This is a genomic window from Azospira restricta (assembly GCF_016858125.1).
Lineage (GTDB): Bacteria > Pseudomonadota > Gammaproteobacteria > Burkholderiales > Rhodocyclaceae > Proximibacter > Proximibacter restrictus.
Genome location: NZ_CP064781.1, coordinates 1,191,441 through 1,205,677 on the forward strand (window position 1 = coordinate 1,191,441; position 14,237 = coordinate 1,205,677).

Consider the following 14,237-nt stretch of genomic DNA (forward strand, 5'->3'; position numbering starts at 1 on the left):
GCCCTCCTTTGGTGCGTCGCAACATCTTGAACCCCAACGGGTTTCGCTGTATATTCCCCAGTCGCCCTTAAAATTCGCAAGCCGGCACCGCGCCGGCTTTTTTGACGTCTGGCGCGTCCTCCGATGCGCGCCGCGCCTTGTTTTATAAGGAATCAAGCGTGATGGAACCGGCAGTACCTCAACGGCAGGGCTTGTACGACCCCGCCAACGAACACGACGCCTGCGGCGTGGGTTTCGTGGCCCACATCAAGGGCCAGAAAAGCCATTCGATCGTTGAGCAGGGGCTGCTGATCCTGAAAAACCTGGATCACCGCGGCGCCGTCGGCGCCGACCCGCTGATGGGCGACGGTGCCGGTCTGCTGATCCAGATTCCCGATACCTTCTTCCGCGAGGAAATGGCGAAGCAGGGCGTCGCCCTGCCGGCGGCCGGCGAATACGGCGTCGGCATGTGCTTCCTGCCGCAGGAGAGCGCCAGCCGCGTCGCCTGCGAAGAGGAGATCGAGCGCTCGGTCAGGGCCGAAGGCCTGGTGCTGCTCGGCTGGCGCGACGTGCCGGTGTCGCGCACGATGCCGATGTCGCCGACGGTCAAGAAGAACGAGCCGGTGATTCGCCAGATCTTCGTCGGCCGCGGCCCGGACGTCTTCGTCACCGATGCGCTCGAGCGCAAGCTCTACGTCGTCCGCCGCCACTCGGCGAACGCCATCAAGTCGCTCAAGCTCGAGCACAGCAAGGAGTTCTACGTCGCCTCGTTCTCGGCGCGGACGATCGTCTACAAGGGCCTGCTGCTGGCCGACCAGGTCGGCGAGTACTACCTCGACCTGCAGGATCCGCGCTGCGTCTCGGCGCTGGCGCTGGTGCACCAGCGCTTCTCGACCAACACCTTCCCCAGCTGGCACCTCGCCCACCCGTTCCGCATGATCGCGCACAACGGCGAGATCAACACGCTGCGCGGCAACGTCAACTGGTTCAAGGCGCGCGAGCAGGCGATCTCGTCGCCGATCCTCGGCGACGACCTGGCCAAGATCTGGCCGCTGCACTACCCCGGCCAGTCCGACTCGGCGTCGTTCGACAACGCGCTCGAGCTGCTGGTCATGGGCGGTTACTCGATGGCCCAGGCGATGATGCTGATGATCCCGGAAGCCTGGGAAAAGCACACGACGATGGACGAGAAGCGCCGCGCCTTCTACGAGTACCACGCGGCGATGATGGAGCCGTGGGACGGTCCGGCCGCTGTGGCCTTCACCGACGGCCGCCAGATCGGCGCCACGCTCGACCGCAACGGCCTGCGCCCGGCGCGCTATCTGGTCACCGACGACGACCTGGTGGTCATGGCCTCGGAATCCGGCGTGCTGCCGATCCCCGAGAAGAAGATCGTCAAGAAGTGGCGCCTGCAGCCGGGCAAGATGTTCCTGATCGACATGGACCAGGGCCGCATCATCGACGACAAGGAACTCAAGGATTCGCTCGCCAACGCCAAGCCGTACCGCGAGTGGATCGAGAAGATCCGCATCAAGCTCGACGAGTTGCCCGTCGTCACCGAGTCGAAGGACGAGGCCAAGGCCTCGCTGCTCGACCGCCAGCAGGCCTTCGGCTACTCGCAGGAAGACATCAAGTTCATCCTCGAACCGATGGCCGCCGCCGGCGAGGAAGCCACCGGCTCGATGGGCAACGACGCCGCGTTGCCGGTGCTGTCCGCGAAGGACAAGGTCTTCTACAACTACTTCAAGCAGCTGTTCGCGCAGGTGACCAACCCGCCGATCGACCCGATCCGCGAGGAACTGGTGATGTCGGTCGTCTCCTTCATCGGTCCGAAGCCGAACCTGTTGAACGTCTCCGACATCAATCCGCCGATCCGCCTGGAAGTGTCGCAGCCGGTGCTGTCCTTCGCCGACATCCAGAAGGTCCGCCACATCGAGAAGTACACCGGCGGCAAGTTCCGCTCGTTCGAGCTGGATATCTGCTATCCGGTGGCCTGGGGCAAGGACGGCGTCGAGGCGCGCCTGGCGTCGCTGGTCGCGCACGCCGAGGACGCGGTGCGTTCCGGCGCCAACATCCTGATCATTTCGGACCGCAAGCTCGACGCCGACCACGTCGCCATCCCGGCGCTGCTCGCCACCTCGGCGGTGCATCAGCACCTGGTCAAGGAAGGCCTGCGCACCTCGACCGGCCTCGTCGTCGAGACCGGCTCGGCACGCGAAGTGCACCACTTCGCGCTGCTCGGCGGCTACGGCGCCGAAGCCGTGCACCCGTATCTCGCGCTGGAGACGCTGTGCGACTTCGCGCACGGCGATGCCGAGAAGGCCGCCAAGTACGAGAAGAACTTCATCAAGGCGATCGGCAAGGGGCTGATGAAGGTCATGTCCAAGATGGGCATCTCGACCTACATGTCCTACACCGGCTCGCAGATCTTCGAGGCGATCGGCCTGAAGAAGGATTTCGTCGAGAAGTACTTCACCGGCACGCCTTCGAACATCGAGGGCATCGGCGTCTTCGAAGTCGCCGAGGAAGCGATCCGCACGCACCAGAAGGCCTTCAGCGCCGACCCGGTGCTGGCCGACATGCTCGAGGCCGGCGGCGAGTACGCCTACCGCGTGCGCGGCGAGGACCACGTGTGGACGCCGGATGCGATCGCCAAGCTGCAGCACGCGACGCGCGCCAACAACGCCTCGACCTACAAGGAATACGCGGCGATCATCAACGACCAGTCGAAGCGTCACCTGACGCTGCGCGGCCTGTTCGAGTTCAAGGCGGCGGCGATGCCGCCGGTACCGCTCGACGAGGTCGAGCCGGCGAAGGAAATCGTCAAGCGCTTTGCCACCGGCGCGATGTCGCTCGGCTCGATCTCGACCGAGGCGCACACCGCGCTGGCGATCGCGATGAACCGCATCGGCGGCAAGTCGAACACCGGCGAAGGCGGCGAGGATGCCAAGCGTTTCGCCCCGGTCAAGGGCGGCACGATGCTTTCCGACATCGTCGGCAAGACGCGTATCGAACGCGACTACCAGATGCAGGACGGCGACTCGCTGCGCTCGGCGATCAAGCAGGTCGCTTCGGGCCGCTTCGGCGTCACCACCGAGTACCTGGTCAACGCCGACCAGATCCAGATCAAGATGGCGCAGGGCGCGAAGCCCGGCGAAGGCGGCCAGCTGCCCGGCCACAAGGTCTCCGAGTACATCGGTTTCCTCCGCCACTCGGTGCCGGGCGTCGGCCTGATCTCGCCGCCGCCGCACCACGACATCTACTCGATCGAGGATCTGGCGCAGCTGATCCACGACCTGAAGAACGCCAATCCGTCGGCGTCGATCTCGGTCAAGCTGGTCTCCGAGGTCGGCGTCGGCACCGTCGCCGCCGGCGTCTCCAAGGCCAAGGCCGACCACGTCGTCATCGCCGGCTACGACGGCGGCACCGGGGCATCGCCCTTGTCGTCGATCAAGCACGCCGGTACGCCGTGGGAGCTGGGCCTTGCCGAGACGCAGCAGACGCTGGTGCTGAACCAGCTGCGCGGCCGCATCCGCGTGCAGGTCGACGGCCAGATGAAGACCGGCCGCGACGTCGTCATCGGCGCGCTGCTCGGCGCCGACGAGTTCGGCTTCGCCACCGCGCCGCTGGTCGTCGAAGGCTGCATCATGATGCGCAAATGCCACCTGAACACCTGCCCGGTCGGCGTCGCGACGCAGGACCCGGTGCTCCGCAAGCGTTTCTCCGGCCAGCCCGAGCACGTCGTGAACTACTTCTTCTTCGTCGCGGAGGAAGTGCGCGAAATTATGGCCCAGCTCGGCATCCGCAAGTTCGACGACCTGATCGGTCGCTCGGACCTGCTCGACATGCGCGCCGGCATCGAGCACTGGAAGGCGAAGGGCCTCGACTTCTCGAAGATCTTCTACCAGCCGCAGGTTCCGGCCAGCGTGCCGCGACTGCACGCCGAGACGCAGGACCACGGTCTCAGCAAGGCGCTCGACCTGAAGTTCATCGAGCTCGCCAAGCCGGCGCTGGAAAAGGGCGAGAAGGTCACCATCGAGCTGCCGATCAAGAACGTGAACCGCACCGCCGGCACCATGCTCTCGGGCGAGGTCGCCAAGCGCTACGGCCATGCCGGCCTGCCCGACGGCACCATCCACGTCAAGCTGACCGGCACCGCCGGCCAGAGCTTCGGCGCCTTCCTGGCGAAGGGCGTCACGCTCGAGCTGACCGGCGAGGGCAACGACTACGTCGGCAAGGGTCTTTCCGGCGGCCGCATCGTGATCAAGCCGGCACCCGATTTCCGCGGCCAGACGACGCAGAATATCATCGTCGGCAACACCGTCATGTATGGCGCGATCGCCGGCGAATCGTTCTTCGCCGGTGTCGGCGGCGAGCGTTTCTGCGTGCGCAACTCGGGCGGCACTGCCGTCGTCGAAGGCGTCGGCGACCATGGTTGCGAGTACATGACCGGCGGCACCGTCGTCGTTCTCGGCGGCACCGGCCGTAACTTCGCTGCCGGCATGTCGGGCGGCATCGCCTATGTGCTCGACGAGGACGGCTCGTTCAAGGACCGCTGCAACCTCGCCCAGGTTGCGCTCGAGAAGGTGCTGCCGGCCGCCAAGCAGCACGGCGAGCCGCTGCACCGCGGCCTCTCCGACGAGGAGCAGCTGAAGGACCTGATCGCCCGCCACGCCGAGTTCACCGGCAGCGCGACGGCGAAGGCCATCCTCGCCAAGTGGGACGTGTTCCGCGACAAGTTCGTCAAAGTCTATCCGCACGAGTACAAGCGCGCGCTGACCGAAATGGCCGCGCAGCAGCAGAAGGAAGCAGCCTGAAATGGGAAAGCCAACCGGATTCCTCGAATTCCAGCGCCTCTCCGAGGCGTATGAACCCGTCGAAAAGCGCGTCAAGCACTACAAGGAGTTCGTCGCGCACCTGTCTGACGACGACGCCAAGGTGCAGGGCGCGCGCTGCATGGACTGCGGCATCCCGTTCTGCAATACCGGCTGCCCGGTGAACAACATCATTCCGGACTGGAACGATCTGGTCTATCACGGCAATGTCCGGCAGGCGCTGGAAGTGCTGCATTCGACCAACAACTTCCCGGAGTTCACCGGCCGTATCTGCCCGGCACCGTGCGAGGCTGCCTGCACGCTCGGCATCAACGTCGAGCCGGTGGGCATCAAGTCGATCGAGCACTACATCATCGACAAGGCCTGGGAGAACGGCTGGGTCGTGCCGCAACCGGCGGCGCAGAAGACCGGCAAGAGGGTTGCCGTCGTCGGTTCCGGCCCGGCCGGCCTCGCTGCCGCGCAGCAGCTGGCGCGCGCCGGCCACGCGGTGACGGTGTTCGAGAAGAACAGCCGCATCGGCGGCCTGTTGCGCTACGGCATCCCCGACTTCAAGCTGGACAAGTCGGTCATCGACCGCCGCCTGCAGCAGATGGAGGCCGAGGGCGTCACCTTCCGCACCCAGGTCGTCGTCGGCTCGAAAGACATGCCCAAGGGCATCATCAGCGACGCGACCGAGGTCGTCAGCGCCGAACAACTGCAGAAGGACTTCGATGCGGTGATCCTCGCCGCCGGCGCCGAAGTGCCGCGCGACCTGCCGATCCCGGGCCGCGAGCTGAAGGGCACCCATGCCGCGCTCGAGTTCCTGATCCCGCAGAACAAGGAAGTCGCCGGCGACGGTGCCAACCCGATCAACGTCAAGGGCAAGCACGTCATCGTCATCGGCGGCGGCGATACCGGCTCCGACTGCGTCGGCACCTCGAACCGCCACGGCGCCGCATCGGTGACCCAGTTCGAGCTGATGCCGATGCCGCCCGAACACGAGAACAAGGCGCTGACCTGGCCGTACTGGCCGATCAAGCTGCGCACCTCGTCGTCGCACGAGGAGGGCGTGGCGCGCGACTTCGCCGTGGCGACCAAGGAACTGGTCGGCGACGGCAAGGGCGGCATCAAGGCGCTGAAGGCCGTCCGCGTCGACTGGAAGGACGGCAGGATGAGCGAAGTGCCCGGCTCCGAGTTCGAGCTGCCGGCCGACGTCGTCTTCCTGGCGATGGGTTTCACCAACCCGGTGGCGTCGCTGCTCGACGCCTTCGGCGTCGCCAAGGACGGCCGCGGCAACGCCAAGGCGACCACCGACGGCACCGGCTGCTACGCGACCAGCGTTGCCAAGGTCTTCGCCGCCGGCGACGTGCGCCGCGGCCAGTCGCTGGTGGTGTGGGCGATCCGTGAGGGGCGCCAGTGCGCGCGCGAGGTCGACGCCTTCCTGATGGGGAAATCGGAACTGCCGCGCTGACCGCTGCCGGCAGCGACCGCGAAAACCCCGTGCCGGCCTTGCCGTTGCGGGGTTTTTTCTTTTTCGGCAGACGCCCTTGTGGCATAGTTACGCATACTCTGGCCGGGAGGTCCATATGAATACGGAATTGCAGAAGTCCTTGCAGGTGACCGGGATGGTCGGCGGCCTCGACGGCTACATGCTGATGGTGCTCGGCATCATGATCCTGACCGGCATCCTCGGCGGCGTCGCCAACTACTTTCTTTCCGATCGCCAGGGCGAGCTTTCCTCGCGCGACGGCCTCAAGTACGCGGTCCTCGGCGTCATCGCCGCGCTGACCGTGCCGCTGTTCCTGAACATGATCTCGAGCAACCTGCTCGAGGCGGCGCGTACCCGGCCGGTGGACTTCTTCGTTTTCGCCGGCTTTTGCCTGATCTACGTGGTCGCCTCCCGCCGCCTGTTCGAAAACGCCGCCAACAAGCTGCTGGCGCAGCTCGACCAGGTCAAGCGCGAGGTCGGCCAGCTGAAGCAGCAGCAGGGCGAGGTGCCGGTCGCCGTCCGCGAGGAGCCGGCGGCGGTGCCGCTGGAACCGGTCGCCAAGGTGGAGCCGGCGAAGGAGTCGCTGTCCTACAACGACGTCGAGATCCTGCGCGCGATCGCCGAGGAGAATTACGTCTACGGCAACCTCGTCGGCCTCACCGACAAGACCGGCCTCGGGCGCGACTTGGTCAGCAACCGCCTGACCGTGCTCAAGAGCCTCGGCATCATCGAAACCCGGATCAGCGACAAGAACGTGCTGCACTGGTACGTCTCGCCGAAGGGCAAGCAGATGCTCGGCGAAATCCTGTCGCAGGGAGAGCGCAAGACCGCCTGACGGCGACGCCTCCCCGTTCTGCGGCGCGGCGCTGAGCGGCGCCGCCCGCAACCGTTCCCCGTATACGTCATGAACCTCAACGTTGTCATCCTCGCTGCCGGCCAGGGCAAGCGCATGCATTCCAATCTGCCGAAGGTGCTGCATCCGGTCGCCGGCAAGCCGCTGCTGCGGCACGTGATCGACACCGCGCGCGCGCTGCAGCCGGCCGCCCTGTGCATCGTCTATGGCCACGGCGGCGATGCCGTCCGCGCCGCGCTGCCCGACGCCGACCTCGGCTGGGCGCTGCAGTCGCCGCAGCTCGGCACCGGCCATGCCGTGCAGCAGGCGCTGCCTCAGCTCGGCGGCGACGGCGTGACGCTGGTGCTCTACGGTGACGTGCCGTTGACGCAGGCGGAGACCCTGCGCCGTCTGCTGCACGCCGCGCGCGACGGGCTGGCCGTGCTCACCGTCGAGCTCGCCGACCCGACCGGCTACGGCCGTATCGTCCGCGACGCCGGCGGCCGCGTCGTGCGCATCGTCGAGCAGAAGGATGCGACGCCGGAGGAGCGCGCCATTCGCGAGGTGAACACCGGCATCATGGCAATCCCGACCGCGCGCCTCGCCGGCTGGCTGACCGGGCTGTCGAACGACAACGCGCAGGGCGAGTATTACCTGACCGACGTCATCGCCGCCGCCGTCGCCGAGGGGGTGCCGGTCGTCGCCGTGCAGCCGCAGGGCGAGTGGGAGGTGCTCGGCGTCAACAGCAAGGTGCAGCTCGCCGAACTGGAGCGCATCCAGCAGCGGCGGCTTGCGCAGCAGCTGCTCGAGGCCGGCGTCCGCCTCGCCGATCCGGCGCGCCTCGACGTACGCGGCGAGCTGTCCTGCGGTCGCGACGTCGCGATCGACGTCAATTGCGTGTTCGAAGGCCGCGTCGAACTGGCCGACGCCGTCGACATCGGCCCCCACTGCGTATTGAAGAACGTCAGCATCGGCGCCGGCGCACGCATCGCCGCCTTCAGCCATCTCGAGGATGCCATCGTCGGCCCGGACTGCGTCGTCGGCCCGTATGCGCGGCTGCGACCCGGCGCCGAACTCGGCCCCGAGGTGCACATCGGCAACTTCGTCGAAGTGAAGAACAGCACCATCGCCGCGCAGTCGAAGGCCAACCATCTCGCCTACGTCGGCGACGCCCGCGTCGGTCAGCGCGTGAACATCGGCGCCGGCACCATCACCTGCAATTACGACGGCGCCAACAAGCACCTGACGGTGATCGAGGACGATGCCTTCATCGGCTCCGACACCCAGCTGGTGGCGCCGGTCACCGTCGGCCGCGGCGCCACGCTCGGCGCCGGCACGACGCTGACCAAGGATGCGCCGCCGGAGACGCTGACCGTCTCGCGCGCCAAGCAGGTCAGCCTGTCCGGCTGGCAGCGCCCCGTCAAGCAACCGAAAAAGTGAGCTGATCCATGTGTGGCATCGTCGCCGCGGTCGCGAACCGCAACATCGTTCCCGTTCTCCTCGAAGGCCTGCGCAAGCTCGAATACCGCGGCTACGACTCGGCCGGGCTGGCCGTGTTGAACGGCGGCCTGCACCGCCTGCGTGCGGTCGGCCGCGTCGCCGAGCTGGCGGCACAGGCCGACGCCGGCGCGACCGAAGGGGCGACCGGCATCGCCCACACGCGCTGGGCGACGCACGGCGTGCCGTCGGAGCGCAACGCGCATCCGCACGTTTCCGGCGGCCTCGCGGTGGTGCATAACGGCATCATCGAGAACCACGAGACGCTGCGCGAGCAGCTGAAGGCCGACGGCTACGTGTTCACGTCGGACACCGACACCGAAGTGGTCGCCCACCTCGTCGAGAAGAAGCTGCGCAGCGTACCGGACCTGTTCGCCGCAGTGCGCGCCGCGCTTGCCGAGCTGCACGGCGCCTACGCGCTGGCGGTGATGCGCGAGGATGATCCCAGCTGCGTGATCGTCGCCCGCGAAGGCTCGCCGCTGCTGCTCGGCCTCGCCGACGACGGCCACTACGCGGCGTCCGACGCGTCGGCGCTGCTGCAGGTGACGCGGCGCATGGTCTATCTCGAGAACGGCGACTGCGCCGAGCTCCGCCGCGACGGCGTGCGCATCGCCCGCATCGACGGCACGTCGGTCGAGCGCGCGGTGATCGAATCGCAGCTCTCGGCCGATGCGGTCGAGCTCGGCACCTACGACCACTACATGCAGAAGGAAATCTTCGAGCAGCCCGATGCGCTGGCCAACACGCTGGAAATGGTCGGTGCCGCCAAGTCGCTGCAGCCGGGCCTCTTCGGTGCCGACGCCGAGGGGCTGCTGAAGGGCGTGCGCCAGGTGCTGATTCTCGCCTGCGGCACCAGCTGGCATGCCGGGCTGGTCGCCCGCTACTGGCTGGAGGCGATCGCCGGCATCCCGTGTGCGGTCGAGATCGCCAGCGAGTACCGCTACCGCGAGTCGGTGCCGGATCCGGAAACGCTGGTCGTGACCATCTCGCAGTCCGGCGAGACCGCCGACACGCTGGCTGCGCTGCAGCACGCCAAGGCGCTCGGCATGCGGCGCACGCTGGCCGTCTGCAACGTGCCGGAATCGTCGCTGGTGCGCGAGACGGCGCTGCGCTTCATTACCCGCGCCGGCCCCGAGATCGGGGTCGCCTCGACCAAGGCCTTCACCACGCAGCTGGCCGCGCTCTACCTGCTGACGCTGGTCATGGCCAAGCTGCGCGGCCGCCTCGATGCCGCGGCCGAGGCGCGCGAGCTGCAGGCGCTGCGCCACGTGCCCGCCGCGGTGCAGGCCGTGCTCGCGCTGGAGCCGGCGATCAAGACCTGGGCGCAGCTGTTCGGCGCCAAGCAGCATACGCTGTTCCTCGGCCGCGGCCGGCATTACCCGATCGCCCTCGAAGGGGCGCTCAAGCTCAAGGAAATCTCCTACATCCACGCCGAGGCCTACCCGGCCGGCGAACTGAAGCACGGCCCGCTGGCGCTGGTGGACAAGGAGATGCCGGTGATCGCCGTGGCGCCGAACGACGCGCTGCTGGAGAAGCTGAAATCCAACCTGCAGGAAGTGCGCGCGCGCGGCGGCGAACTGTTCGTCTTCGCCGACGCCGACTCCGAGATCGCCGACTCCGAGGGTGTGCACGTGCTGCGCCTGCCCGAGCACTACGGCGCGCTGTCGGCGCTGCTGCACGTCGTGCCGCTGCAGCTGCTCTCCTACCACGTGGCGCTGGTCAAGGGCACCGACGTCGACAAGCCGCGCAATCTGGCGAAGTCGGTGACGGTGGAGTAACCTCCAGGCTAGCGCTCCCGGGCGGCCTCCCGGGAGGGATGCTGCAGCGCGACGGGGCGAGGGAGGACGGGCGGTGCTGAAATCGATTCTGGGCAGTTTCGGAGCGGATGCCGGGCGCGAACGGCAGCCGGCGGCACCGTCGGCGAAGCCGCTCGACGTCGAGCGGCTGAAGACGCTGATCGAATTCTTCCCGATCGGCAAGAAGCTGCGCTACTACCCCGAGTTCAAGAAGGAAATCGTCTTCGACACGCTGATCGTGGCCTACTGCCTGAACGGCGAATTCGTCTATTCCGGCGAGGCGATCGAGCGCGACGCGCGCGGCTACCCGGCGGCGTTCAAGTCCGGCCGGCACGGCGAACTGACGCCGGTCGCCGACCTCCGCCTGTTCCAGCTGCTGGTGCCCGACACCTCCGACCTGGAAATGACGCTCGACTACTTCCGTCGCGCGCTGATCGGCCGCGGCCGCCAGTTCAACAAGGGCAACTACATCTCGCTGGTGTCCAATGCCGGTGCCAAGGGCGTGTCGACGGTGGATACCGAGGTCGTCAAGCAGGTCGTGATGGCCGACGGCCCCTACGCGCAGTCGAAGATGATCCTGCTCACCCCCGAGTGGAGCACGCTGGCCGTCACCGACCAGCGTCGCAAGGCCCGCGCCAGAACCTGCGCGCCGGTGACGGTGTCGGTCGCCGGCGGCCGCCTGAGCGGGCCGTGCACGATCGTCGACATGTCCGACGAGGCGATCCGCATCCGCGTCCGCGACCGCGAGACGGCGCTGCCGGAGATGGGGCCCGGCGACGGCGTCACGCTCGATATCGACCTCGGCGAAGGCGAGCGCCACTACACGATCAAGGGCATCGTCATCCGGCGCTCGCCGGAGACCTGCGTCATCCGCCTCGAGGGCCTGCTGCGCGAGGGCCGGCTGCTGCGCTTCGAGCGTCTCGACCTGCTCGAGCTGAAAGCGGGGCTGCTCAACTACGCCCGCTGAGCGCGTCGGCCGCGGCGGGCGTCCGTCGGATCAGCTGGCTCCCGTCCGCAGGGCTTGCAGGAATTCGTTGCGCAACTGCGCCGAGTCGGTGAAGGTGCCGGCGAAGGCCTGCGTCACCACGCGCTCGTCGCCACGGCGGTCCTCGCCGAGCAGCAGGCACAGCTGCTCGGCCTCGACGATGCAAGCGGCGCCGGCGGCGCGGCCGTGGCGGACCAGCGCGTCGGCGATGTCGCGCGTCATCCATTCCTGGTAGGTGAAGCGGTGGCCGATCGCGTCGACCATGCGCGCGATGCGGCCGAAGCCGTGCAGGCGGCCGCCGGGCAGGTAGGCGACGTGGGCGACGCCGCGGAAGGGCACCAGGTGGTGCGGGCAGACGCCGTGCACGGCGATGCCGCGGATCACCACCATGTCCGCGCGCGGGTCGGCGAAGCCGTCGCCGAGCGCCGCCGCCGGATCCAGGTCGTAGCCGCCGAGCAGCCGCTTCTGCCACAGCTCGCGCACGCGCTGCGCGGTGCGGCCCATGTGCGTCGCGTCGGGGGCGATGCCGCAGGCGGCGAGGAGGTCGCCGATCGCGCGCTCGAAGGCGGCCGGATCGAAGGCGTCGCGCCGCGGGATGCCGACGCCGGTGACCGGTGCGGCGGAGTGGTGCTCGTCGTGGCTGCTCATGATCAATCCCCGGAAAGTTTCTCTCCCGAGTTTAGCAGCCGCAGAAAACAAAAAAGCCCGGGATGTCCCGGGCTCTTCGTGTTGCGCCAGTGCGCGCGGCTTATTCGGCCGGGCGGATGTTGGCGGCTTGCTTACCCTTCGGGCCGGTGACGACATCGAAGGTCACCTTCTGGTTTTCCTGCAGCGACTTGAAGCCGTTGCCCTGAATCGCGGAGAAGTGAGCGAAGAGATCCTCGCCACCGTCGGCCGGGGTGATGAAACCAAAACCTTTAGCGTCGTTGAACCACTTGACGGTACCGTTTGCCATTTTGATAGCTTTCCTTAAAACAAATGAAAATCGGACGAATGTCCGGGACTACGAGAATCAAGACGGGAGAGCTGCCAAACTGGAGTACCGCTGAAACGAGGCACGGCGTTGAGCCGCTGTTGCACTGCTTGATAAAACCCGTGGCGCGCAGTATGCGGGCTTGTCGGCGGAAGCACAAGCACTATTTTTCGGCCGTCCCGCCGCGTCAGCCGTCGCGCAGCCGGCGCCGGTAGGCACTCGGCGAGACGCCGGTCCAGCCGACGAAGGCGCGGTAGAAGGCCGACGGGTCGGCGTAGCCGAGGTCGGCAGCGAGGTCGGCGACCGGCTGCGCGGTCTTGGCGATGCGCGACAGCGCCAGGTCGCGGCGCAGCGCGTCCTTGATCGCGCGGAAGCTCGAGCCTTCCTCTTCCAGCCGCCGGTTCAGCGTACGCGGCGTCAGCCTCAGTGCTGCCGCCGTCGCCTCGAGCTCGGGCACCTCCGGCAGCGCCGCGCGCAGGTGGTCGCGGACGCGCATGACCAACTCGCGGTCGTTGCGGTAAAGCATCGTCAGCTTGCCCGGCGCGCCGTCGAGGAAGCGCTGCAGCGCCGCCTCGTCGCGGCGGATCGGCAGTTCGAGCAGGTTGCCGGCGATGCGCGCGGCCAGCCGCGGCGCGTCGAAGCGGCTGTTGGCGGTGTAGATCTGCGCGTAGTCGTCGGCGTGCGCCGGCCGCGGATAGGGAAAGTCGACGGCGTCGAGCGCGATGCCGCGGCCGACCAGCCAGCACGAGAGACCGTGCAACAGGCGCAGCAGCCATTCGTAGGCGAACACCCGGCCAACGACGAGCGGCTGTCCCTCGGCGATCGTCAGCAGTGCGCTGTCGCCGTCGCGGACGATGCCGATCTCCATGTCCGGCAGCAGCGCGCGCAGGAAGCGGATCGCCCGCGCCAGCGCCTCGCCGAGCTGCGGTGCGGTGATCGTCGCCCGGCACAGGAATTCGAAGCAACCGACGCGCATCGGCGCCGCGAAGAGGCCGAAGGCCTCGTCGTCGAGCACCGCGTTCACGTGGTTGTAGAGCGCCGCGTAGTCGGCGAGCGGAATACGGGCGGCGTCGTCGGCGAGGCAGTCGGCGGCGATGCCGACGGCGGCGAGCAGCGCCGCCGGGTCGTGGCCGGTGTGTGCGGCGCCGGCAAGCATGCCGCGGACGAAGGCGGGCGCCACCGTGCCGCGCGTGCTGGCGGGCTTTGCAATGTTCTTCCCGAATTCCACCGTTTGTCTGTATTTTCTGCGAATTGTCGCTGCCTTTACATTTGGCGTATTTTGCACGAAATTGGGTTTCTTTCGCACTGGTGGGGCGCAGGGGGGCGGCGTAGCATGCAGCGGGTGATCAATCCGCACGGCCCGTACGCGCATGAAAGCCTTTCAGGACTACTACCCGGAAAACCTCTCGCACTGCTACGGCTGCGGCAGCCGGAACTTGCACGGCCACCGCATCCGCACCTTCTGGGACGGCGAGGAAACCGTCACCCGTTTCACCCCCGAGCCGTACCACACGGCGGTTCCCGGCTTCGTCTACGGCGGCCTGCTTGCCTCGCTGATCGACTGCCATTGCACCGGCACCGCCGCCGCCGCGACCTATCGCGCCGAGGGACGCGAAATGGGCAGCGAGCCGCCGCTGCGCTTCGTCACCGGCGCGCTGAACGTCTCCTACCTGAAGCCGACGCCGCTCGGGCCTGAGCTCACGATCCGCGGCCGCGTGAAGGAGATCAAGGGGCGCAAGGTCGTCGTCGAGGCGACCGTCTATGCTGAAGGCGTCGCCACCGCCCGCGGCGAAGTGGTTGCGCTGCAGATGCCGGAGACCTTCGGCGCCTGAGCGACGTGCGCGAGCACGTCGCGAAGAAGTGCCCTCGGGG

10 protein-coding genes are annotated in these 14,237 nt (G+C 67.7%); 7 read left to right on the top strand and 3 right to left on the bottom strand.

What is annotated here, in order from left to right:
- Positions 1 to 161 precede the first annotated feature (161 nt).
- From gltB to IWH25_RS05820, 6 genes are all read left to right on the top strand, one after another.
- On the top strand, positions 162 to 4,796 hold the full coding sequence (gene gltB / locus IWH25_RS05795) for a glutamate synthase large subunit (RefSeq protein ID WP_203388384.1): 4,635 nt from the start codon (positions 162 to 164) through the stop codon (positions 4,794 to 4,796).
- A 1-nt stretch (position 4,797) separates the two neighbouring features.
- The gene (locus tag IWH25_RS05800) at positions 4,798 to 6,264 is read left to right on the top strand and encodes a glutamate synthase subunit beta (protein ID WP_203388385.1); all 1,467 of its coding nucleotides are present in this window, start codon (positions 4,798 to 4,800) and stop codon (positions 6,262 to 6,264) included.
- 115 nt (positions 6,265 to 6,379) lie between these two features.
- Positions 6,380 to 7,117, top strand: coding sequence for a YEATS-associated helix-containing protein (locus tag IWH25_RS05805; RefSeq protein WP_203388386.1), 738 nt, complete (start codon positions 6,380 to 6,382; stop codon positions 7,115 to 7,117).
- A gap of 69 nt (positions 7,118 to 7,186) precedes the next feature.
- Positions 7,187 to 8,554, top strand: coding sequence for a bifunctional UDP-N-acetylglucosamine diphosphorylase/glucosamine-1-phosphate N-acetyltransferase GlmU (glmU, locus tag IWH25_RS05810; protein ID WP_203388387.1), 1,368 nt, complete (start codon positions 7,187 to 7,189; stop codon positions 8,552 to 8,554).
- Between the two features lie 8 nt (positions 8,555 to 8,562).
- Positions 8,563 to 10,389 carry a glutamine--fructose-6-phosphate transaminase (isomerizing) gene (gene glmS, locus IWH25_RS05815; RefSeq protein WP_203388388.1) on the top strand — a complete coding sequence of 609 codons (1,827 nt, stop codon included), beginning with the start codon at positions 8,563 to 8,565 and terminating at the stop codon, positions 10,387 to 10,389.
- Positions 10,390 to 10,462: 73 nt separating this feature from the next.
- Positions 10,463 to 11,374, top strand: coding sequence for a PilZ domain-containing protein (locus IWH25_RS05820; protein WP_203388389.1), 912 nt, complete (start codon positions 10,463 to 10,465; stop codon positions 11,372 to 11,374).
- A gap of 30 nt (positions 11,375 to 11,404) precedes the next feature.
- Here the strand turns inward: IWH25_RS05820 and folE are convergent, their stop codons facing one another.
- The 3 genes from folE to IWH25_RS05835 form a co-directional block, all read right to left on the bottom strand.
- Positions 11,405 to 12,040 (bottom strand): GTP cyclohydrolase I FolE, encoded by a 636-nt coding sequence (gene folE / locus IWH25_RS05825; RefSeq protein WP_203388390.1) that lies wholly within the window; start codon positions 12,038 to 12,040, stop codon positions 11,405 to 11,407.
- Between the two features lie 100 nt (positions 12,041 to 12,140).
- Positions 12,141 to 12,347 carry a cold-shock protein gene (locus IWH25_RS05830; RefSeq protein ID WP_203388391.1) on the bottom strand — a complete coding sequence of 69 codons (207 nt, stop codon included), beginning with the start codon at positions 12,345 to 12,347 and terminating at the stop codon, positions 12,141 to 12,143.
- A gap of 205 nt (positions 12,348 to 12,552) precedes the next feature.
- On the bottom strand, positions 12,553 to 13,521 hold the full coding sequence (locus IWH25_RS05835; protein ID WP_203389163.1) for an AraC family transcriptional regulator: 969 nt from the start codon (positions 13,519 to 13,521) through the stop codon (positions 12,553 to 12,555).
- Positions 13,522 to 13,735: 214 nt separating this feature from the next.
- Between IWH25_RS05835 and IWH25_RS05840 the strand changes: the two genes are divergently transcribed.
- Positions 13,736 to 14,197, top strand: coding sequence for a PaaI family thioesterase (locus tag IWH25_RS05840; protein WP_203388392.1), 462 nt, complete (start codon positions 13,736 to 13,738; stop codon positions 14,195 to 14,197).
- Positions 14,198 to 14,237 lie beyond the last annotated feature (40 nt).